24 protein-coding genes are annotated in these 18981 nt (G+C 31.0%); 13 read left to right on the forward strand and 11 right to left on the reverse strand.

What is annotated here, in order from left to right:
• Nucleotides 1-12: 12 nt before the first annotated feature.
• Entirely contained in the window at nt 13-927 is a 915-nt protein-coding gene (locus BXY80_RS08640) for a hypothetical protein (RefSeq protein WP_120201026.1), read from the forward strand.
• Here the strand turns inward: BXY80_RS08640 and BXY80_RS08645 are convergent.
• On the reverse strand, nt 924-1481 hold the full coding sequence (locus tag BXY80_RS08645) for a Smr/MutS family protein (protein WP_120201028.1): 558 nt from the start codon (nt 1479-1481) through the stop codon (nt 924-926). The genes BXY80_RS08640 and BXY80_RS08645 overlap by 4 nt on opposite strands.
• Nucleotides 1481-1675 carry a hypothetical protein gene (locus BXY80_RS08650; RefSeq protein ID WP_245977227.1) on the reverse strand — a complete coding sequence of 65 codons (195 nt, stop codon included), beginning with the start codon at nt 1673-1675 and terminating at the stop codon, nt 1481-1483. The genes BXY80_RS08645 and BXY80_RS08650 overlap by 1 nt, the downstream gene beginning before the upstream one ends.
• A 117-nt stretch (nt 1676-1792) precedes the next feature.
• Here BXY80_RS08650 and BXY80_RS08655 point away from each other — a divergent pair, with 117 nt between their 5' ends.
• The 4 genes from BXY80_RS08655 to BXY80_RS08670 all read left to right on the forward strand — a co-directional run bounded on the left by BXY80_RS08655 (nt 1793) and on the right by BXY80_RS08670 (nt 3198).
• A complete protein-coding gene (locus BXY80_RS08655; RefSeq protein WP_120201031.1) occupies nt 1793-2074 on the forward strand; it encodes a DUF2752 domain-containing protein in 282 nt (93 codons plus the stop codon).
• A 21-nt stretch (nt 2075-2095) separates the two neighbouring features.
• Complete coding sequence (locus BXY80_RS08660; protein WP_120201033.1) at nt 2096-2425, forward strand: CCC motif membrane protein; 330 nt, start codon at nt 2096-2098, stop codon at nt 2423-2425.
• Between the two features lie 97 nt (nt 2426-2522).
• Complete coding sequence (locus tag BXY80_RS08665) at nt 2523-2801, forward strand: CD225/dispanin family protein (protein WP_120201035.1); 279 nt, start codon at nt 2523-2525, stop codon at nt 2799-2801.
• Nucleotides 2791-3198, forward strand: a complete 408-nt coding sequence (locus BXY80_RS08670) for a DUF2752 domain-containing protein (RefSeq protein WP_120201037.1) — start codon at nt 2791-2793, stop codon at nt 3196-3198. Before BXY80_RS08665 ends, BXY80_RS08670 begins: the two co-directional genes overlap by 11 nt.
• Nucleotides 3199-3268: 70 nt before the next feature.
• Here the strand turns inward: BXY80_RS08670 and rocD are convergent, their stop codons facing one another.
• The 4 genes from rocD to BXY80_RS08690 all read right to left on the reverse strand — a co-directional run bounded on the left by rocD (nt 3269) and on the right by BXY80_RS08690 (nt 6112).
• On the reverse strand, nt 3269-4513 hold the full coding sequence (rocD, locus tag BXY80_RS08675) for an ornithine--oxo-acid transaminase (protein WP_120201038.1): 1245 nt from the start codon (nt 4511-4513) through the stop codon (nt 3269-3271).
• Between the two features lie 139 nt (nt 4514-4652).
• Nucleotides 4653-5039: a DUF6768 family protein gene (locus tag BXY80_RS08680; protein ID WP_120201041.1), complete on the reverse strand. Its 387-nt coding sequence runs from the start codon at nt 5037-5039 to the stop codon at nt 4653-4655.
• 45 nt (nt 5040-5084) lie between these two features.
• A complete protein-coding gene (locus tag BXY80_RS08685) occupies nt 5085-5627 on the reverse strand; it encodes an RNA polymerase sigma factor (protein WP_245977228.1) in 543 nt (180 codons plus the stop codon).
• Nucleotides 5627-6112, reverse strand: a complete 486-nt coding sequence (locus BXY80_RS08690) for a hypothetical protein (protein WP_120201045.1) — start codon at nt 6110-6112, stop codon at nt 5627-5629. Before BXY80_RS08690 ends, BXY80_RS08685 begins: the two co-directional genes overlap by 1 nt.
• A gap of 249 nt (nt 6113-6361) precedes the next feature.
• Between BXY80_RS08690 and rlmD the strand changes: the two genes are divergently transcribed.
• The 4 genes from rlmD (at nt 6362) to BXY80_RS08710 (ending at nt 9790) form a co-directional block, all read left to right on the forward strand.
• On the forward strand, nt 6362-7816 hold the full coding sequence (gene rlmD / locus BXY80_RS08695) for a 23S rRNA (uracil(1939)-C(5))-methyltransferase RlmD (RefSeq protein WP_120201047.1): 1455 nt from the start codon (nt 6362-6364) through the stop codon (nt 7814-7816).
• Nucleotides 7817-7952: 136 nt separating this feature from the next.
• Nucleotides 7953-8495: a DUF6452 family protein gene (locus BXY80_RS08700; protein ID WP_120201049.1), complete on the forward strand. Its 543-nt coding sequence runs from the start codon at nt 7953-7955 to the stop codon at nt 8493-8495.
• Entirely contained in the window at nt 8467-9198 is a 732-nt protein-coding gene (locus tag BXY80_RS08705; protein ID WP_245977229.1) for a DUF6048 family protein, read from the forward strand. Before BXY80_RS08700 ends, BXY80_RS08705 begins: the two co-directional genes overlap by 29 nt.
• 67 nt (nt 9199-9265) lie before the next feature.
• The gene (locus tag BXY80_RS08710) at nt 9266-9790 is read left to right on the forward strand and encodes a DinB family protein (protein ID WP_120201053.1); all 525 of its coding nucleotides are present in this window, start codon (nt 9266-9268) and stop codon (nt 9788-9790) included.
• Here BXY80_RS08710 and BXY80_RS08715 read toward each other — a convergent pair.
• The gene (locus BXY80_RS08715; protein WP_120201055.1) at nt 9787-10944 is read right to left on the reverse strand and encodes a THUMP domain-containing class I SAM-dependent RNA methyltransferase; all 1158 of its coding nucleotides are present in this window, start codon (nt 10942-10944) and stop codon (nt 9787-9789) included. The two genes, BXY80_RS08710 and BXY80_RS08715, sit on opposite strands and share 4 nt — an antisense overlap.
• A gap of 58 nt (nt 10945-11002) precedes the next feature.
• Between BXY80_RS08715 and BXY80_RS08720 the strand changes: the two genes are divergently transcribed.
• The 4 genes from BXY80_RS08720 to BXY80_RS08735 are packed head-to-tail and all read left to right on the forward strand — an operon-like array spanning nt 11003 to nt 13255.
• Entirely contained in the window at nt 11003-11734 is a 732-nt protein-coding gene (locus tag BXY80_RS08720) for a class I SAM-dependent DNA methyltransferase (protein WP_120201057.1), read from the forward strand.
• 41 nt (nt 11735-11775) lie between these two features.
• Entirely contained in the window at nt 11776-12447 is a 672-nt protein-coding gene (locus BXY80_RS08725) for a ZIP family metal transporter (RefSeq protein WP_120201059.1), read from the forward strand.
• Nucleotides 12448-12492: 45 nt separating this feature from the next.
• Complete coding sequence (locus tag BXY80_RS08730) at nt 12493-12789, forward strand: GIY-YIG nuclease family protein (RefSeq protein ID WP_120201061.1); 297 nt, start codon at nt 12493-12495, stop codon at nt 12787-12789.
• Nucleotides 12790-12826: 37 nt separating this feature from the next.
• Nucleotides 12827-13255: a DUF4268 domain-containing protein gene (locus BXY80_RS08735; RefSeq protein WP_120201555.1), complete on the forward strand. Its 429-nt coding sequence runs from the start codon at nt 12827-12829 to the stop codon at nt 13253-13255.
• Here the strand turns inward: BXY80_RS08735 and BXY80_RS08740 are convergent.
• The 4 genes from BXY80_RS08740 to BXY80_RS08755 form a co-directional block, all read right to left on the reverse strand.
• The gene (locus BXY80_RS08740) at nt 13252-13746 is read right to left on the reverse strand and encodes a GNAT family N-acetyltransferase (protein WP_120201063.1); all 495 of its coding nucleotides are present in this window, start codon (nt 13744-13746) and stop codon (nt 13252-13254) included. The two genes, BXY80_RS08735 and BXY80_RS08740, sit on opposite strands and share 4 nt — an antisense overlap.
• A 28-nt stretch (nt 13747-13774) precedes the next feature.
• Nucleotides 13775-14401 (reverse strand): PAQR family membrane homeostasis protein TrhA, encoded by a 627-nt coding sequence (gene trhA, locus BXY80_RS08745; protein WP_120201065.1) that lies wholly within the window; start codon nt 14399-14401, stop codon nt 13775-13777.
• Complete coding sequence (locus BXY80_RS08750) at nt 14401-15084, reverse strand: DUF4294 domain-containing protein (RefSeq protein ID WP_120201067.1); 684 nt, start codon at nt 15082-15084, stop codon at nt 14401-14403. Before BXY80_RS08750 ends, trhA begins: the two co-directional genes overlap by 1 nt.
• Before the next feature lie 242 nt (nt 15085-15326).
• Nucleotides 15327-18977, reverse strand: coding sequence for an ABC transporter permease/M1 family aminopeptidase (locus BXY80_RS08755; RefSeq protein WP_120201069.1), 3651 nt, complete (start codon nt 18975-18977; stop codon nt 15327-15329).
• Between the last annotated feature and the right edge of the window lie 4 nt (nt 18978-18981).

Raw genomic sequence — 18981 nt, forward strand, 5'->3', positions numbered from 1 at the left:
AATTGAATTGAAATGCGAAAGTTACTCTATATACTAAGTTTTATATTTTTAGCTACATCATGTGATGATGGTGATGTTATTGAAGTTGAATTAGCTTTTGAGGATACACTAACCTTTTGTGATGAAATCACTCAAAGCTATTTATTATATAAAATAAAAAGCACTCCATATGAATCAATGAGTTTATTGTTTCCAAATAACAACAGTACTGATTTAATATTTAATCCTTCAGAAAACAATTATCAAGAAACACTCACAATAGATGGTAGTAATGTCAAATTTAATTACAGAACCTACAATGGAAATCCACAAAATTTATTATGTGCATTAATTCCAGGCTCTGGAGTTAATATAATAAATGATTATCCTGCTGCTTCAGGAGCAACAGTAGAATTTTTATCTACCTTTATAGATGATGATAATGATGGTATACCTAGTGCTGATGAAGATGAAAACTTAGATGGTGATAATAATTATCTAACAAATCCGTCAGACTTTGACGGAGATGGCATTTTTAATTATATAGATGCAGATGATGACAATGATAATGTACTTACAAAGAATGAAGACGATAATGAAGATGGAGACAATAACCCATTTACAAATCCAAAGGATACCGATAATGATGGGCTGCCAAATTATTTAGATGCAGATGATGATGGTGATGGAATAGATAGCCGTTTAGAAGACGAAAACGGAAATGGTATTCTAACTGATGATTTCGATGAAGAATTTGGAATACAAAACACTGCTAGGTATTTAGATAATACCGCTTCATTTGAATATGAAGACACTACTCTTAATGTAAATGACTATGTTAGAACTGTAACCGTATCTGTAGAAATACAAGATGTAGATTTAGGTATTTTTAGCAGAGACCTTCTTAGTCTTGGCACATATACTAAAACAATTAATTTAACAGATTAATTAGTAACATTCTGGTAAATATAAACTTCTGTTGCACCTAAACCATATTTTTGGTAATCGGCATCATAAAATTTTACATTATTGTAACGTCCAAAAAGGTATTCTAACTCTAGTTTTAAAACGCCTTCACCAACTCCATGAATAAACACTACTTTTTGTATGCGCTTATGTATAGCAAAATTTAGTTGTCGCTCAGCTGTTTCAAGTTGTAACGTAAGCATATCATGATTACTCATGCGCTTAGTAGACTTAGTTAGATGATGAATATGTAAATCAACTTCTAAAGTTGGTTGATTTCGCTCTTTAGGTTTTACTCTTGGTACTTTACGCCTTTTTTGTTGTTCCTTTTCAGAAATAACTGAAGCCAAAGATTGTTCAGAAAAAACTTTAGATTTCAATACATCAGTATTTTCTTTAATCAATTCATTTGATGAGAATTGCATTTCAAAACCATCTGTGGTTTCAACTAAAATATACGCATCAGTAATAGCAATGATAATACCTGAAACATCTTCATCTAAAGCCGAAACCTTATCTCCAATACTAAATTTCATCACGCTTCTTCTTCACTATTGGTTTCTTCTCGATTTACTTTACTAGGTATGTTTCTTGAAGTTCTATAAATCCCCATCATAAGTATAACTATACCTGCTATTAAAATATATTGATTTTGATTTTCATCTGCTTGAGCATAAAGCGCTATTAAACCTCCAACGGCAATTAAAATAAAATTAATAATTCTTGACATATTGTTTTGTAAAATTATCAGCCATCGAATTTACAACTTTATCGTAACTCTTTAGCAAATCTGTTTCGTTTTATAATACTATATTTTATTAACTTTGGCAGAATTTAAATCTCACTTATGTCTTCACCAGAAGAATACATGCTACCTTGCTTAAACAAAAAACTTTTTGGTATTGACTGTATGGGTTGTGGCATGCAACGCTCTTTAACTTTAGTGCTTCAAGGAGATTTTGTAGCTGCATTTTATATGTATCCAGCAATTTACACGTTGATACTATTAGTAGGCTTTATTTTTATAAATTACTTTAAGAATTTTAAATACGCTAACAAAATAATTATTACTTTGGCAATAATTAACGCCATCTTAATACTTGGCAATTTTATTTTAAAAATTATTTAACCAATTTTAAACTAACAACAAATGAAACAACAGTTACCAAATTCAACACTTATTTTAGTTTTCGGAATCATCTCAATAGTACTTTGTTGGTGTTATGGAGTTATTGGTATTCCATTATCTATAGTAGCTCTAATACTTGCTGGAAAAGCTAAAAAAGTATATTTAACTAACCCTGAAGAATACACTGGTTATCAAAACGTAAAAACTGGTAAAATTTTAGCACTAATTGGCTTAATCTTAAACGTGTTGTTTTTATGTTATATCTTATATTTTATATCGCAGATTGGTTGGGATGCTTTAAGTGACCCAGAATTAATGATGGAGCGCGCACAAGAAATGCAAAACCGTTAATTAAACTAACAACATATAAAAAGCGACCAATGGTTACTGAGCTTGTCGAAGTATGGTTGCTTTTTTTATTAAATTTAACCACTAACCTTTAAAAAAAATGGAAACTAAACCACAAAGACCAAATAGCTATTTAGCACTTTCAATAATTAGTACAATTTTATGCTGTCTCCCAACAGGAATCGTAAGCATTATTTATGCAACTAAAGTAAACAGTCTATATGAAGATGGAAACTATAATGAAGCAACAAAAGCATCAAAAAACGCAAAAACTTGGGGATTAGTATCAATAGGTATTGCCGTTTTAGGATGGGTTTTATACATATTAATTTTTGGAGTAGCAATGTTTGGAGCCCTTGCTAGTGGCAATGCTTACTAAAACAAAAACTTTAATCATATTAGGCATAGTGATAATACTCTTAGGCGTATTATCACTATATTTTTTTTGGAATCCATCTGACTATGATTTTTTTCCAAAGTGTCCATTTTATTCTATGACTGGGATTTTTTGTCCAGGATGCGGTAGTCAAAGGGCAGCACATCAAATTATAAACGGAAATATAGTTACAGGAATCCGCCATAATTACTTACTCCTTTTATTATTTTTAGTATTAGGATACCAAGTGCTGTTATTTGCTATTAACTCTATTTACAATAAATCTTTCAACAATATATTACATCTACCAATAACAACTAAAATCATACTGGTTTTAGTCATTCTTTTTTGGGTACTTAGAAACATTAAACTACATCCGTTTACAGAATTGGCACCATAAAAAAAGCGACCATACTTCGACAAGCTCAGTAACCATTGGTCGCTTTTTTGTTTTAAATATATAATCTTAATTAAGCTTCAAACTGCTTAAGTGTTTTTGTAATTATTGAAACACAATCTAATAATTGCTCTTCATTCATTACCAAAGGTGGCGCAAAACGAATAATATTACCATGTGTTGGCTTAGCTAATAAACCATTATCACGTAAAGCCATACAAATATTCCAAGCTGTATCACTATCTTCATTATCATTGATGACAACAGCATTTAACAAGCCTTTACCTCTTACTAGTGTTGCAATACTACTAGTTTCTATAAACTTGTTTAATTCACTTCTAAACAACCTACCTAATCTTTCTGCATTTTCAGCTAAAGCTTCATCTTGTACTACTTCTAAAGCTGCAATAGCCACAGCAGCAGCAACTGGATTCCCACCAAAAGTAGATCCGTGATTTCCAGGTTTTATAACATTCATAACATTATCATTTGCCATAACTGCAGATACAGGATATGCTCCACCAGATAAAGCTTTACCAAGAATTAAAACATCTGGTTTTACATTTTCATGATTTACAGCTAACAATTGCCCTGTTCTAGCAATACCTGTTTGCACTTCATCTGCAATAAATAATACATTATGAGCTTCACATAAAGCTTTTGCTTTTGCTAAATAACCTTCACTTGGTACATAAACACCAGCTTCACCTTGAATTGGTTCTACTAAAAAACCTGCTACATTAGGATTACCTTTTAAAGCTCCTTCTAAAGCTACAAGGTTATCATATTCTATTTTAATAAATCCATCAGTATATGGTCCAAAATTCTTACGAGCTACCGGATCATTTGAGAATGAAATTATTGTTGTTGTTCGTCCGTGAAAATTGTTTTCACACACAATTATTTCAGCTTCGTTTTCATTTATACCTTTTACTTCGTAAGCCCATTTTCTACAAAGTTTTAAAGCAGTTTCTACAGCTTCTGCTCCTGTATTCATTGGTAACAGTTTATCAAAACCAAAATACTCTGAAGCAAATTTCTCATACTTTCCAAGCATATCATTATAAAATGCCCTTGAAGTCAAAGTTAAATTTTGAGCTTGGTTAGTCATTGCTCCAACAATTTTTGGATGACAGTGCCCTTGGTTTACTGCAGAATAGGCAGAAAGAAAATCATAATACTTTTTTCCTTCTACATCCCATACATACACACCTTCTCCTCTACTCAATACTACTGGTAACGGATGGTAATTGTGAGCACCATACTTGTTTTCTAAATCGATCGCTTGTTGCGAAGTTAATTGGTCTAATACAGCCATTTTAATAAGTTTTTAAATAATGAATATACATCCATTCCTTATCTACCTTTATCCTTTCAGAGTTCTGAAAATTCAGCGTGGGAAAGAAATCATCCCTAGAAGTTTGCAAATTACTAAATATAACTTGTTTGCTAAAATGTTATTCAGATAATTTTCCAGATAATGAAGACACCTGTAGCTCTAAACGTTTCATTTCTCGCAGTATAGCATTCTTATCCATTTGCATCCAAGCAAATATTTTTAGCATGCTTACACCAAATAAAAACACTAAACTACCTATTCCCCATTTTAATAATTCTTTGGTTGTTTCTGCATCAAAAAATTGAACGACACAATAAATAAACAGTACAAAGAATACTAATGTCATAAAATTCATCATATACATAATCCATTTATTCTTTCCTTTAAATAACCCAATAATCATCTCAAAAGCATTTTGCTCGTCTAAATCATCATAAAATTTAGCTTCTTCTTGTGTTAATGTATCTTTAATTAACTGGTCTATCTCTTCCATATTAGTTTTCATCTTAAAATTTATTTTATAGTTTCCGTGAAAACGGAAATCTGATTACTACTCTTTCTTTAATATTGTTTTTAATTTTTCTCGTGCATGAAACAATCTTGATTTTACCGTTCCAATTGAGACATCTAATAATTCACTTATTTCTTTTAAGGAATAGTCTGCTACATAAAACAACTTAATAACTTGCTGTTGATTTATTGGTAGTTTTTTTATTGATTTTAAAAGCTCGTTTTTTAATTGACTATTATCATTATCCTCATAAATATCTTCTGGTCGCTCTCTTGCAAATGCTTCTAACTTAATTCGTTTTTTACTAGAAGCTCTAATTACATCTAAAGATTTTGAATACACAATTTGCAAAGCCCAACTACTAAATTTATTAGGCTCTTTTAAATCTTGAATTTTAGTTATAATTGTTTTCCAAGTCTCTTGAGCTATATCTTTAGATTGATCAGCATCTTTAACAATCCAATAAGCCTTTTCACAAAATTGTTTATGCCAACGTTTAACTAATTGATTGAGTGCATTTGCATTTCCAGATTGAAATTGCTTCACCAAATTAGCATCTATAGATTTGTTTGTCTTCAACACTATCTAAAAGTCTTAAAAATGAATCTCCATAATCTTACCCAAATACTCCATTGTGTTCGTTTATTACCACCTGAAAAATAATTTTCAGCTTTGTCTAGAGCGTCTTCTGCTAAAGCGTCATGAAGCCAACGAATAACAAAAACCCATTTTAAGACATCAAAACCTATTGCATTCATATTTATTGTATGGGTTATCTCCGTTTTATTCTGGATTAATGCTTTTATTTCAAACTGATGACAACCCACAAAACCTTTTGGTTTAGAAAATTTAAACTTTACAAAGTCCTTTTCTTTGGTTTCAACAGAATAGCGAATAATACCATGTCCTCCTTTTGAGCCAATAGCCAGTCCGTTTTTAAATTGCATAGCTGGCCAATATTCTCGAGGCCAAATCTTATCGTCTTTTGTTGCCAGAGTTTTTAACAATTCTACAACTTGAGCTTTTGGTTGATTAATGATTCGTTTATGGACGTTTATAACTTTCATTTCTACTATTAAGACGTGAAATTTCTAGAAAGGTTCATTTTATTTTAAAAATAATAACTAATGTTCATCTTTAAGCTACTTCAAACAATATCTTTTCCTAATTTTGCACAATAAAGGTTTAAAAAACCTTTATTAGATTCCTGCTTTCATTTTGACAAGATTAATGCGACACGCAGGAATGACAATTTAAACGGAAACCTCAATGCAAAGCATCGAGGAATTTTTTTTCGACTAAAATTAAAGCAACAAATGCCAAGAAGAGAACGCAATAAATTTGTAAAACGCGGAGAAACATTAGAGTTAGTAATAGAAGATTATGCCTTTGGTGGAAAAGGAATAGCTCGTATAAGAAATGAACATGGTGAGTTTGTGGTGTTTGTTCCAAACACACTTCCTGGTCAGCTGGTAAAAGCACAAGTAAAAAAGTCTAGCAAAAAATATGCTGAGTGTAAACTTATTGATGTTTTAAAAGCTTCTGATGATGAAATAGAAGTGCCTTTTCAAGATATCCCTGGCGCGCCATATATACAGTTACCAATAGATATACAACACAAATACAAGAAAGAAAGCACACTGTCATTATTTAAACGTATAGGTAAAGTAGAAAATGTTGAAGATTTATTTGATGAATTTATTACGTCTCCAAATGTATTTCATTACAGAAATAAAATGGAATATGGTTTTTCTGCAATTGGTTATGACAGAAAAAACAAAACAGATATAGACGAATTTACTTTAGGTTTTAAACGTCGTGGAGTTTGGTGGATGGGAGATAATCTCGAAAAAGATTCAGGGTTATTTGACAAGCAGGTTGAAGATAGCTTAAAAACTATTAGAGCGTATTGCATTGAGACAGGTTTAGCGCCTTGGCATGGTCCAAAAAAAGAAGGTTTTTTTAGATATCTAGTAGTTAGAAAATCATATAAAACCGATGAGTTATTATTTAATTTGGTAACAACATCTTATGATTTACCAAAGTTTGATTTAAATAAATTTTCAGAATTATTAGTGTCTTTATTTGGCGATAGACTTGCTGGTTTATTACATACCATAAACGATGAAGTTGGAGATAGAACTATTGCTACTTCTGGAAGTATTAAACTCGCTTACGGAAAGGATAAAATTGTTGAAGAATTATTAGGCTTAAATTTTGAAATTAGTATGAAAAGCTTCTTTCAAACCAATCCTAAATCAGCAGAAAAACTATACACAAAAGTTGTTGATTATGCTTTAGAAGACAAAGATGCTATTAACAATACTGTAGTTTTAGATTTATTTTGTGGCACAGGAACCATTGGCCAAATTATAGCATCTAAAGCTAATAACACAAAAATTGTTGGTGTAGATATAGTAGCTTCGGCAATAGAAGACGCAAAGAAAAATGCTAAACGTAACAATATTGAAGGCCTAGAATTTTATGCTGCAGATGTTGGCAAGTTTTTAAGTGAGCATCCTCAGTATCAAAATAAAATTAGAACTATTATTTTAGATCCAGCACGTGCAGGAATTACACCTAAAACACTTAAAAAAATAATAAACCTAAATGCAGAACGTTTGGTTTATGTATCTTGCAATCCAGCTACGCAAGCAAGAGATATAGAACAATTTATGCTTGCTGGCTATGACATTAAAAAATTAAGTTTAGTTGATCAATTTCCTCATACAGCGCATATAGAAACTGTTGTACTTTTAGAGAAAAAGTAAAATCGTTTATTTGATTAATCGTTTATTCGTAAAATGAAAATATATTAGCAAGAACTAAAATTGAAAAAAAAACAAACATGTTAAATGCGTTACGTAGTTATCAGTTAAACAAATAAACGCATAAACATATTACCAGATGAAAAGAATTTCACTTATACTAATCTTTATTTCAACTTTTGCTTTAGCACTTATAAGTATTGGTTGCGAGCGCGATGATATTTGTGCCGAAACTACAGCCACTACACCACATCTTATTATTAGATTTTATGATAATAGTAATCCAGATGAAACAAAAAATGTAAGACGTCTTTCTGTTAGAGGCATAAATGATGATGGCACTGAGCGTGAAGACATTATATTTAATACAGATTCAGATTCAATAGTTTTACCATTACGTTTTCAAGATGAAGGCGTTCCTGTTGTTAGTAAGTTTATACTAGAAAAAGATACAGATTTAAGATTAGATGAAGACACTAGCACAAACTCTAATATAGATATTATTGAAATTACTACAACACCAAAATTTGAGTATGTATCAAGAGCTTGTGGTTATAAAAGCATTTTTGAAAGCACATCTCTTATAAGCGAAGTAGACACCAACAATTGGATATCAAGCATAACAATTATTAACACAACAATAGAAAACGAAAATGAAGCACACATTAATATCTTTCATTAGCATAATGAGTTTGATGTTAGTGTCTTTAACATCATTTTCACAAGAAGAAGAAACAAAAACAGATTCTCTAGTAGTAAAACAAAAATATGGTTTACGCCTTGGTGCAGATGTTGGTAAACTAGTAAAAAGTTTTCTTGATGATGATTACACTGGTTTTGAAATTAATGGGGATTACAGACTAACAAAAAAGATATTTCTTGCAGGAGAATTAGGAAACGAAAAAAAAACAACTTCAAATGACTATTTAACCATTACAGCCAAAGGCAGTTATTTTAAAGCTGGTATTGATTATAACATGTATAAAAACTGGCTAGATATGGAAAACATGATTTATGCTGGTTTTCGTTTAGGTGTAAGTAGTTTTAGTCAAACTTTAGACAATTTTACAGTTTATAATACTGACCAATATTGGCAAGATCAATTTTCATCTTCTCCAAATTTAGAGACCAAAGGATTAACTGCAATTTGGGCAGAAATAATGATAGGCATTAAAGCTGAGGTTATAAACAATCTATTTGTTGGATTAAATGTTCAATTAAAAGGAATGGTTAGTGAAGACCAACCTTCAAATTATGAAAACCTGTACGTACCTGGTTTTAATAAAACTTTTGATAGCGGTCGTTTTGGTATTGGTTTTGGTTATAACGTCTCTTATTTAATTCCTATTTTCAAAAAAGACAAAGTAATAGTTACCGAAGAGTAATAGACTTCACTACTTTATTTTAAAATCCATATTTATTTCTTATCTTTTTCCGTAGAAACTAAAGACTATGGATAAGGATACCATTGTAAATTTATTAGAAGACAAGCATCAAGATTTAATTAATTGGCTCGAAAATCACGATGAAGACAAATGGGAAACTGGACCAAATGGTAAGTGGACAACTGGCCAACACGTACTACATCTACTACAAAGTATAAAGCCTCTCAATGATGCCTTAAGTATGCCTAAGTTTATGTTGCGTTATAAATTCGGAAAATCAAATAGAGACTTACGTAATTATGATGCTATAGTTAATCGCTATCAAGAGCGTTTAGTAGAAGCTCAAGGCAAGACATACAAAGGCTCACAGAATATGAAAATTCCTAAGCTTAAAGACAAAGCTTATATTTTAACTCGACTTCAAGTAGAAAATAAAAAGCTACAAGCAAAAACTTTACGATGGAAAGATGAAGCGCTAAACGATTATATTCTCCCACATCCTTTAATGGGCAAAATGCCAATACGAGAGTTAATGATGTGGACTGCGCATCATGTAGAACATCACACCAATACTTTAAAAGAAAAGTATTAACTCATATACTTTCCTTTTTTACTACCTTCATACATTACATACTTTACCAAGCGTGCTTCAAGCTTCGCATTGACTAAATGTATTTTTCTTGAAGGTCGCAAACCAACATGTTTTATAGCTTCAAGATTAGAAGTAATAAACCAAGCATCGGTTCCTGGATAACCTTGTTTAAGCGTATCTCCAATATTTTTATAGAAACTTTCCATCTCAATATCTAAACGCTCTCCATAAGGTGGATTAAATAGTATATGCAGTTTTTCTTCTCCAGATTTTTGAGTCTTAAAAAAGTCTTCATGTTTAATTGTAACAAACTCATCTAAATGTGCATTTTTAAGATTATCTTTGGCTTTAGCCACAGCACTAGGCGACTTATCATAACCAATCATTTTATGATGAAAATCTCGAGTTTTACTTAATAAAGATTCTTCAATTTTCTCAAATAAATCTACATCCCAATCTTGCCAACGCTCAAAGGCAAACTCCTTACGCATTAAATTTGGAGGAATGTTACATGCTATCATTGCAGCTTCAGCTAAAATAGTGCCACTACCACACATTGGATCCATAAAATCACTTTGTCCATCCCAACCAGAAAGCATTACTAACCCAGCAGCTAACACTTCATTTATAGGTGCAATATTGGTTGCTGTTTTATAACCTCTTCTATGTAGAGATTCTCCAGAGGTATCTAATGAGATTGTACACACTTGCCTATCGATATGCACATTAATTTTTAAGTCCGGAAAACGCAAATCTACATTAGGTCTTTCTCCAGTGGTTTCTCTAAACTTATCTACAATGGCATCTTTGGTTTTTAGAGCAGTATACTTAGAATGCGTAAACAACTTAGAGTGTACAGTTGCATCAATAGCTAACGTTCCTGATGATTTAAGGTGCTTATCCCAAGACATTTTATACACTTGATTATATAAATCCTCCTCGCTTGTAACTCTAAATGTTTTTATGGGTTTTAAGATTTTAATTGCAGTTCTTAAAGCTAGATTAGCTTTATACATAAACCCTTTATCACCAACAAAACTTACATTTCTAATGCCTTTTTTTACTTCCATGGCACCAAGCTGTATAAGTTCTCTTTCTAATAAATCTTCAAAACCATATAAAGTTTTGGCTACCATTTTAAAATTATTCTCCATGCTGTACGACTAATAGATTGCAAAAATACTTTATTTTTGCAGTGATACACATTTATCTATGACAAAAGACACGCAACAATGGTTTGCCTCTTGGTTTGACACACCTTTTTACCACATTTTATACAAAGACCGTAATTACGACGAGGCGCAATTGTTTATGGATAACCTTACAAATTATTTAAACATACCAGAACATGGTGAGATTTTAGATCTAGCATGTGGCAAAGGTCGTCACTCTGTATATTTAAACTCTTTAGGCTATGATGTTACAGGTGTAGATTTATCTGAAAACAGTATTGCTTATGCAAAACAGTTTGAAAATGAAACTTTGCATTTTAATGTTCATGATATGTGTAAACCATATAGTAAGACATTTGATGCTGTGTTTAATCTCTTTACAAGTTTTGGCTATTTTGAAAATGAAGATGACAACCTAAAAACCATAAAAGCTATAAAAGAAAATCTAAACGAGTTTGGGTTTGGTGTAATTGATTTTATGAATAGCGAATATGTGATTAACAACCTAGTCCCTGAAAACACAAAAACAGTTGAAGGTATTGCTTTTAACAATAAACGCAAACTAGAAAACGGCTACATTGTAAAAGACATTTCATTTACCACAAATGAAAACACATACAACTTTCAAGAACGTGTAAAAGCGTTTACTTTAGCTGATTTTGAAGCGCTTTTTAAAAAGGCTGATGTACATTTATTAGATGTTTTTGGAGATTATAAATTAAATAGATTTGATGCTAAAACATCAGAACGCTTAATACTAATTTTTAAATAAGTCGGTAATCGGCTTGTATTATTCTATTAGAGAATATTTATATGAATAACTATTTGTTTCCTTTTTACGCTGTTATATTTGGTATAATTATAGCGCGAATCACTAAGCAAAAATCTATAAGTACAAAACTTCTACTCTCTTTTAGTGGTGCATTTTTATTAGCCTTAACACTTTTTGAATTATTACCAGAAGTATACAATCATTTAGATGCTAAACTCACTGGGCTTTTTATAATGTCTGGTATATTACTTCAAATCATTTTAGAATTATTCTCAAAAGGTGCAGAACATGGTCACGTACATATTCACAAAGATGAAACAGCTTTCCCTTGGCTATTATTTATTAGTCTATGTATTCATAGTTTTCTAGAAGGTTTTGCCATACACGAACATAACGATATGGTATATGGTGTGTTAATACATAAAATACCTATTGCTACGTTAATAACATTGTTTTTGTTTCAGTCAAATTACAGCAAACTACAAATCGCTATATTCTTATTAGTTTTTGCTGCAATGACGCCTCTTGGTACACTAATTTCAAACACATCAGAAGTTGTAGCAAATTATGCACATTATATAAATGCTATTGTAATTGGTATCTTTTTTCATATTTCTACAACCATTTTATTTGAAAGTGGCGAAGGCCATAAATTTAACTTGTCAAAATTTGCAGCTATTATACTTGGTGTTGCAATTGCTTATATGATATAATGAATTAATATTGTCATTCCGCGCTTGATGCGGAATCTATAAAAAATGAAAGATTATCAATTTTATGTTTACATACTTTCTAATAAGAAAAATGGCACACTTTATATTGGAATGACAAATAATTTAGAAAGACGAATGTTTGAACATAAAAATAACTTAGTAGATGGTTTTACTAAAAAATACGGCTTGCACAAATTAATTTATTTCGAGCAGTTTCAATTTGTAAATGATGCTATTAAAAGAGAGAAGCAGTTAAAGAATTGGAATCGACAATGGAAAATTGATTTAATTGAGAAAAATAATAAAAACTGGAATGATTTATCATTTGATTGGTTTAATTAAAATAGATTCTGCGTCGTAGCGCAGAATGACAAAAAACATGTTTAGTAAAGAAGAATCACGATTATTACGTCAAAACTTTTGGATTAGCTTCGGAAAATCTTTTCCGAGAAAGTGGGTATTGTATGATACTAAAATAAAAGGTTTTAGCTTTAAATTTTACTTTGACACAAAAAAAGCTTTGGTTGCTCTTGATTTAGAAGACGATTTGGAAAATCGAATTACCTATTGGGAAAAACTACAATCCCTTAAATCTATTTTACTAGATGACTACCTACCTGAAGCTATTTTTGATGAAGAACACTTTTTAGACAACGGAAAAGAAATTTCTAGAATATATGTGCCTCTAGAACAAAAGGTGTCTATTCACAACAAAAACTCTTGGCGTGATGTTATGGAATTCTTCAATGAAACTATGGATAAATTTGAAGCTTTTTTTGAAGAGTATAAAGATATAATTAAAGATTAACCAATAGTCTTTTCCATTTTATAATCATCCATAATATAACCGTTACCTATATCTATAACAAGCGCTTCAATAGTTTTAAAGCCTAAGCGTTCATAGGCTTTTATAGAATTGGTATTATACTTATTTACGGTAAGCCTTATTGTATTACAGTTTAAGTTTTTTGCCCTATCAGAAATAAACTGCATAGCCGTTTTACCAATCTTTTTTCCTCTATAATCTGAAAGCACATATATTTTACTTAAAAAGAGTGCGTCATCATCTTTTTTGATACTTATATAGCCAACAGAAGTGCTATTATAGTTTACTAGATAATATTCATAACCGTCATTAATTTGACTTTTAATAGCTTCAATAGATTGAAATTTATCAAGCATATACTCAACTTGATTAATACCAATTATTGGTTCGTAATGATGATGCCAAATCGTATGTGCTAGTTTCGCGATTGTTTTAAAATCTGATTCGTTTTTAGCTAGAATGAGTTCAGTCATAATTCAAAAATAACAATTTTTACACTGATTAAATCACATAAAAGAAAATCATAAAGAAATGACAAATAGCGCCACCAAGCACAAATAAATGCCATATAACATGATTATACGGGATTTTTTCAATCACATAAAACACAATGCCAACTGTATAGAACAAACCTCCAGCAAAGAGAAGCAACAAGCCATTAGTATCCATTCTATCTGCAAGCGTAGAAAAATCAAAAACAATTAACCATCCCATAACTAAATATAGTAATGTCGAAAACAGTTCAAACTTACCTGTAAAAAACAATTTTAAAATAACACCAAAAGCAGCAATTCCCCAAACTGTCCAAAAGAGCGTCCATCCTAAACTATCTGGTAAAGTAATTAATAATACTGGTGTATATGTTCCGGCAATAAGAAGATATATGCTTATGTGGTCTAAAATTCTAAAGTAATGCTTACGCTTTTCACCTTTTACAGCATGATAACATGTAGATGCCGCAAAAAGAACAATGATTGAAATGCCATAAACTATTACACTAAATAAGCTAAATGGTGTATCACTAGTACTATACACAATTAGCAGTACAAGTCCAGCTATGCCCAATATTGCTCCAATACCATGACTCCAAGCATTTAGCTGCTCTTCAAAATTAGATTGGACTCTCATTAGTTTTTTGCTTTTGGTTTTGGTTTAAGCCATTTATCTGTAAGATCATAAAAATCGAAATCTATAGCTGGTTTTTGCCTTGTTAGTTTTCCGTTTTGAAAAGCACGTTCTAGAATATCTTCAATTAAAAAATCTTCTTTTACATCAATAGGATTAAATTCTCTTTTTAAAGAAATATCAAATAATTTTGCTGTACTATTAAACCAAAATGCGCGCCAGCCATTACGCAATTCTTTAATAAGATTAAAGGTCGTTTTTCCTGTTTGACGATGAATCAGTTTTACTAATATTTGACCTTCGGTTCGTGTTAACTTTTTTAATTCTGCAGAAAACTCGTCTTCAATATACTTCTGTATCCGTTTTGCATAACGTTTTTTATCTCGCTTTTTTTCTAGCGTTTCTAAACGCTCTGTTAAAGTCGTTAAACGCTCTGCTGCTAATCTTGCATATGGGTATACTTTTAATGTTTTTCGTTTTAATATTAAATATCTAACTCTATCATCACGATTGTCAAACTTTAACTTATGAAGCACCAAAACCTCATCTAAATCGATAACTGTTTTGGGTATTGAATCACCTTCAATGTAATAGTATTCGACTTCTGTTGAGTCTTTAACGATAGGCTCTTTTTGGCCTAGCATTAACAATGGCAGAAACAAAAATAAATAGGTAATCTTTTTCATATTAATATTTTGAAACTAAAACCGTTCCAAAGCAGTGTTTAAGCCTAATTAAAAATATATTTTATAATAAATCTTCACTAATAAATAGGTTCATGACGACGTATTTTTAAATTAAAATCAGTCGGAGTAAAATTAATAATTTACTTAGTGCTAAACCTTAATTTCTTATTAATATTATATTTAAGTCATAAAAAAACTCATAAACTATTTTGCTTATGAGTTTTTTAAAATTCTATTGAGCTTTAGAAACGTCGTCTATTATCGTCTGAGTTTGTATCTATGAGCTTATTATAAGGGTCAACACCAACCTCAACAGGTTTTTCGTCAACTATTATCGAAACTTTATTATTGATTTCAGTAATCTTATGCTTTTTTAAATACAATTCTATTTCTTTCTTCTCACCATCATTATCTTCTTCTCCAAAAATCCCTATATCAACATAATCTGCTAGTTTCACAGATAGCTCTGGTCTTTTCATCTTTTCTGTTTGATACGTTAACGTGTCTCCTTCTTTTTCGCCATAATAACGTTTTCCTTTCTCATCATTTCTATATTTACTTACATTAAACTCAATATCTACTTGATATTTACCATTATCTAACTCTGTTGATTTAACATCTACAATTCTATTTTTGTAAAGTGTTATGGTTTCAAACATATCATCAATAACATACTGTAATGAATCTGGTGTAACAGCTTTAATATGATTAACCATATCTATAGACGTTGTATAAGGTGCTTCTTGAAATTTCACTTTCTCTACATACGTTTTTAAAGCATTATTTAAAACATCTTCTCCAATATAATCACTCAATGCATAAAATACTAGTGACCCTTTTTGATAACGTATATAACCTTGACCATCATTGTACATTAATGGCTTTTCACGTTTACTTTCAAAAGTTCTTTGCGTTAAATAATCATCTAAAGCTTTCTTTAAAAACTTACGCATCTTGTCTTTACCTTGTTGATGCTCTAACACTTTAAGGGATACATATTCTGATAAACTTTCTGATAACATTGTTGCACCTAAAACATCTGCTCCAATAACTTGATGTGCCCACCATTGATGCGCAACTTCATGCACCGTAATAGCAAACGGGTAATCAACACCACCTTTTTCTGTATCATCTACATCTGCAATAAAACCTACACCTTCTGAAAACGGAATAGTATTAGGGAATGATTGTGCAAAACTTCCTCCTGTTCTTGGGAACTCAATAATACGCGCTTGTCTGTGTTGATATGGGCTAAAGTTTTTAGAATTATACTCTAAAGACGCTTTTAAACCAGCCATCATTCTATCTAAATTATACTCATGTCCTTTATGGTAATAAATTTCTAAATTAACATCATTCCATTTATCCTTTTTAACTTCATACCTAGCCGAATTAAATGCATAGAAATTAAGTATTTTACTGTCCATTTTATAATGAAAATAGCGTCTCCCATCTTCTGTCCATTCTTTCTGTAAGTAACCAGGTGCTATTGCTATTTGGTCATCAGATGTACTTACTGTGGCTTCAAAGTCTATCCAATCGGCATCTTTAGCTATGTAAGTATTACCCAAAGCTGTAGAATCTGATGGATGTGGTTTTAATTCGTTTGGAGGTAAATCGTACTTCTCTCGCGTTTTGTTATCTGTAAGCTCGCCACCATTATAACCTAAATTTGGAAACATCTGGAAATTATTTAAAAATGTTCCGTTTGCTCTTACTGGAGAATTTCTACGCAACCATGTGTTTGGTTTATTTTTAACTGTAAAGCTTAACTCCAAGCTATCTCCAGGTTGTAAGGCTTGCTTTAACTGATAAATATCAAAATTATAAATCGTGTCTTCAGACACTAACGTGTTTTCTTTGTTAAAATCAAAAGTGCTAGGGTAATCATTATGATTTAAAAAGATACTATCTATAGCAACTTCAGTTTTATTTACCATAACATAAGTTCCACTAGCATCAAAGTTTCGCGCTTTAGGAAAAATATTAACATTTGCTTTCACTGAAACTATTCTTGGTTGCTCAGCTCCTTCATATTTTTTATAGGTCTTCTCCCATTCTACTGTTTGTAGCTCACGTTCTTTTGAAGATGTACGTTCGTTTAAAACATTGTTTTCATGATAAATTCTATAACCTAAAGCTAAAAAACCAATTAAGAAAACTGAAAAAGCAACAATTGTTAAGCCTTTAAAACGTGATTTAGCAATAAATAATCGTTCTTTAAAAGAATGTGGTATGCCTCTAACCCAAAACAATCCAGTAAGTACTAACATGACTAAGCCTGCTAATAACCAGTAAACTTTATATGCAAAGTATCTAGAAAATGAGTTACCGTAACCATTCATATCAGAATATCTAAATCCTGGTCCTTCATTATATTTAAAAATTGCTTGCTCAATTCCCGCTAAACTTAAAAATGGAATTCCAATAGAAAGTACAATCATAACAAACAAGCCTAAATACGGATTACGAATTAGGGTCTGAATATAAAGTGCTAACAACGCCCAAATAACATAGTTAATTAATTTAAGCCCATATAGTTCCTTTAAATAATGCCCAATTTCAAAATCAAAATAACCTTTATAAATCTGAAATAAAATACCAGACAACATGATTACTGCCAATAGTACTACTTGCATTTTTATAAGTGCAACTAGCTTAGACATAAATAATGTCCAATTTGGTACTGGAGTAACATCCACAAGATTATCCATCTTAGCAATTTCACCTCTATGCACTAACATTCCTGCGTATAAAAATGTACAAATGTTTATAGCTATAGTAAAAGCAGTTCCTCCATTAAGCATCTTCCATGTAACTGGCAGTGTATCGGTTCCGAAAAGGTTTCCTACTTCTGATAAAGCAATTAATATGATAATTAATCCTACAAGAATGATACTTATAAAAGGCCAGCTCTTAATAATGTATTTAAAATCAATATTAGATAATTTCCAAGTTGTTTTTAAGTTTTGTAAAAATGAATAGTCAAAATTTACTTTTGGTAAATTAATTCTTGTAATACCTCCAAAATTACTTTTTGTGGTACGCTCGCCTTTTTGCTTTCTGAAACTAAACGAGATTGCGTTTTGACTAAACGTAAAGAATTTATAAACAAAACCAAATACTACTGCTGCAATGGCTAACCATAAAAAACGGTTATAAAGAATCACACCTTTTATAGGCAAATGCAATTCATTCTGCTCAGCAACTGTCCAATACCGTGTGTAATAACTTGATGCAGCGGCTCCAAAAGGATCCAAAATTGCGGCTATATATCTATTATCAGGATCTGACAGCAAATTCTCCATCAGGCCTTGTACAAAAAGCAATAGAATAACAGTAATAAAGCCAGCAGCAATATTTCTTGTAAACGTAACTACCGCAAAAACAATAGCTCCAAACAATAATATATTTGGTAATATATAGACCAAGTAAGCATTAAAATATGATTTGATATCAAATGATGTAACAATATCTGGATTGGTACCAGGAAGCCTAAACCCAATAACCATCGCTATACCTATTACAAAAACAATAAGTGTTACAATAAGTATAGAGCTGAAAAATTTAGCAAATAAATAATTAGCTTTTGTAAATGGATACGAATACAAAATGGTATGCATTTCACTTTTATAATCCCGATATACTGAAACACCAATAATTGATGGAAACAAAAAGAATATCAATATGGTCATGCCGTTAAACAAACCAGTAACACCAGATGGAGAATTAACTATAGAAGATGAACCAGTAGTAACAGTTATACTATCAAATATTCCTGCAGAACTAGCTGCAAAAAACATAGCTATAATAAAAAATATAGCCATGTATATATAGAATGCTGGTCGTTTAAACCAGTATTTTAATTCGTGTATGAAAATTGTAGAAAACATAAAT

Source organism: Ichthyenterobacterium magnum (assembly GCF_003610635.1).
In the GTDB taxonomy this organism is placed as follows: Bacteria; Bacteroidota; Bacteroidia; order Flavobacteriales; family Flavobacteriaceae; genus Ichthyenterobacterium; species Ichthyenterobacterium magnum.

Coding starts and splice junctions, on each gene's coding strand:
- BXY80_RS08640 (WP_120201026.1), top strand. CDS start 13: ATGCGAAAGTTACTCTATATACTAAGTTTTATATTTTTAGCTACATCA.
- BXY80_RS08645 (WP_120201028.1), bottom strand. CDS start 1,481: ATGAAATTTAGTATTGGAGATAAGGTTTCGGCTTTAGATGAAGATGTT.
- BXY80_RS08650 (WP_245977227.1), bottom strand. CDS start 1,675: ATGTCAAGAATTATTAATTTTATTTTAATTGCCGTTGGAGGTTTAATA.
- BXY80_RS08655 (WP_120201031.1), top strand. CDS start 1,793: ATGTCTTCACCAGAAGAATACATGCTACCTTGCTTAAACAAAAAACTT.
- BXY80_RS08660 (WP_120201033.1), top strand. CDS start 2,096: ATGAAACAACAGTTACCAAATTCAACACTTATTTTAGTTTTCGGAATC.
- BXY80_RS08665 (WP_120201035.1), top strand. CDS start 2,523: ATGGAAACTAAACCACAAAGACCAAATAGCTATTTAGCACTTTCAATA.
- BXY80_RS08670 (WP_120201037.1), top strand. CDS start 2,791: ATGCTTACTAAAACAAAAACTTTAATCATATTAGGCATAGTGATAATA.
- rocD (WP_120201038.1), bottom strand. CDS start 4,513: ATGGCTGTATTAGACCAATTAACTTCGCAACAAGCGATCGATTTAGAA.
- BXY80_RS08680 (WP_120201041.1), bottom strand. CDS start 5,039: ATGAAAACTAATATGGAAGAGATAGACCAGTTAATTAAAGATACATTA.
- BXY80_RS08690 (WP_120201045.1), bottom strand. CDS start 6,112: ATGAAAGTTATAAACGTCCATAAACGAATCATTAATCAACCAAAAGCT.
- rlmD (WP_120201047.1), top strand. CDS start 6,362: ATGCCAAGAAGAGAACGCAATAAATTTGTAAAACGCGGAGAAACATTA.
- BXY80_RS08700 (WP_120201049.1), top strand. CDS start 7,953: ATGAAAAGAATTTCACTTATACTAATCTTTATTTCAACTTTTGCTTTA.
- BXY80_RS08705 (WP_245977229.1), top strand. CDS start 8,467: ATGAAGCACACATTAATATCTTTCATTAGCATAATGAGTTTGATGTTA.
- BXY80_RS08710 (WP_120201053.1), top strand. CDS start 9,266: ATGGATAAGGATACCATTGTAAATTTATTAGAAGACAAGCATCAAGAT.
- BXY80_RS08715 (WP_120201055.1), bottom strand. CDS start 10,944: ATGGAGAATAATTTTAAAATGGTAGCCAAAACTTTATATGGTTTTGAA.
- BXY80_RS08720 (WP_120201057.1), top strand. CDS start 11,003: ATGACAAAAGACACGCAACAATGGTTTGCCTCTTGGTTTGACACACCT.
- BXY80_RS08725 (WP_120201059.1), top strand. CDS start 11,776: ATGAATAACTATTTGTTTCCTTTTTACGCTGTTATATTTGGTATAATT.
- BXY80_RS08730 (WP_120201061.1), top strand. CDS start 12,493: ATGAAAGATTATCAATTTTATGTTTACATACTTTCTAATAAGAAAAAT.
- BXY80_RS08735 (WP_120201555.1), top strand. CDS start 12,827: ATGTTTAGTAAAGAAGAATCACGATTATTACGTCAAAACTTTTGGATT.
- BXY80_RS08740 (WP_120201063.1), bottom strand. CDS start 13,746: ATGACTGAACTCATTCTAGCTAAAAACGAATCAGATTTTAAAACAATC.
- trhA (WP_120201065.1), bottom strand. CDS start 14,401: ATGAGAGTCCAATCTAATTTTGAAGAGCAGCTAAATGCTTGGAGTCAT.
- BXY80_RS08750 (WP_120201067.1), bottom strand. CDS start 15,084: ATGAAAAAGATTACCTATTTATTTTTGTTTCTGCCATTGTTAATGCTA.
- BXY80_RS08755 (WP_120201069.1), bottom strand. CDS start 18,977: ATGTTTTCTACAATTTTCATACACGAATTAAAATACTGGTTTAAACGA.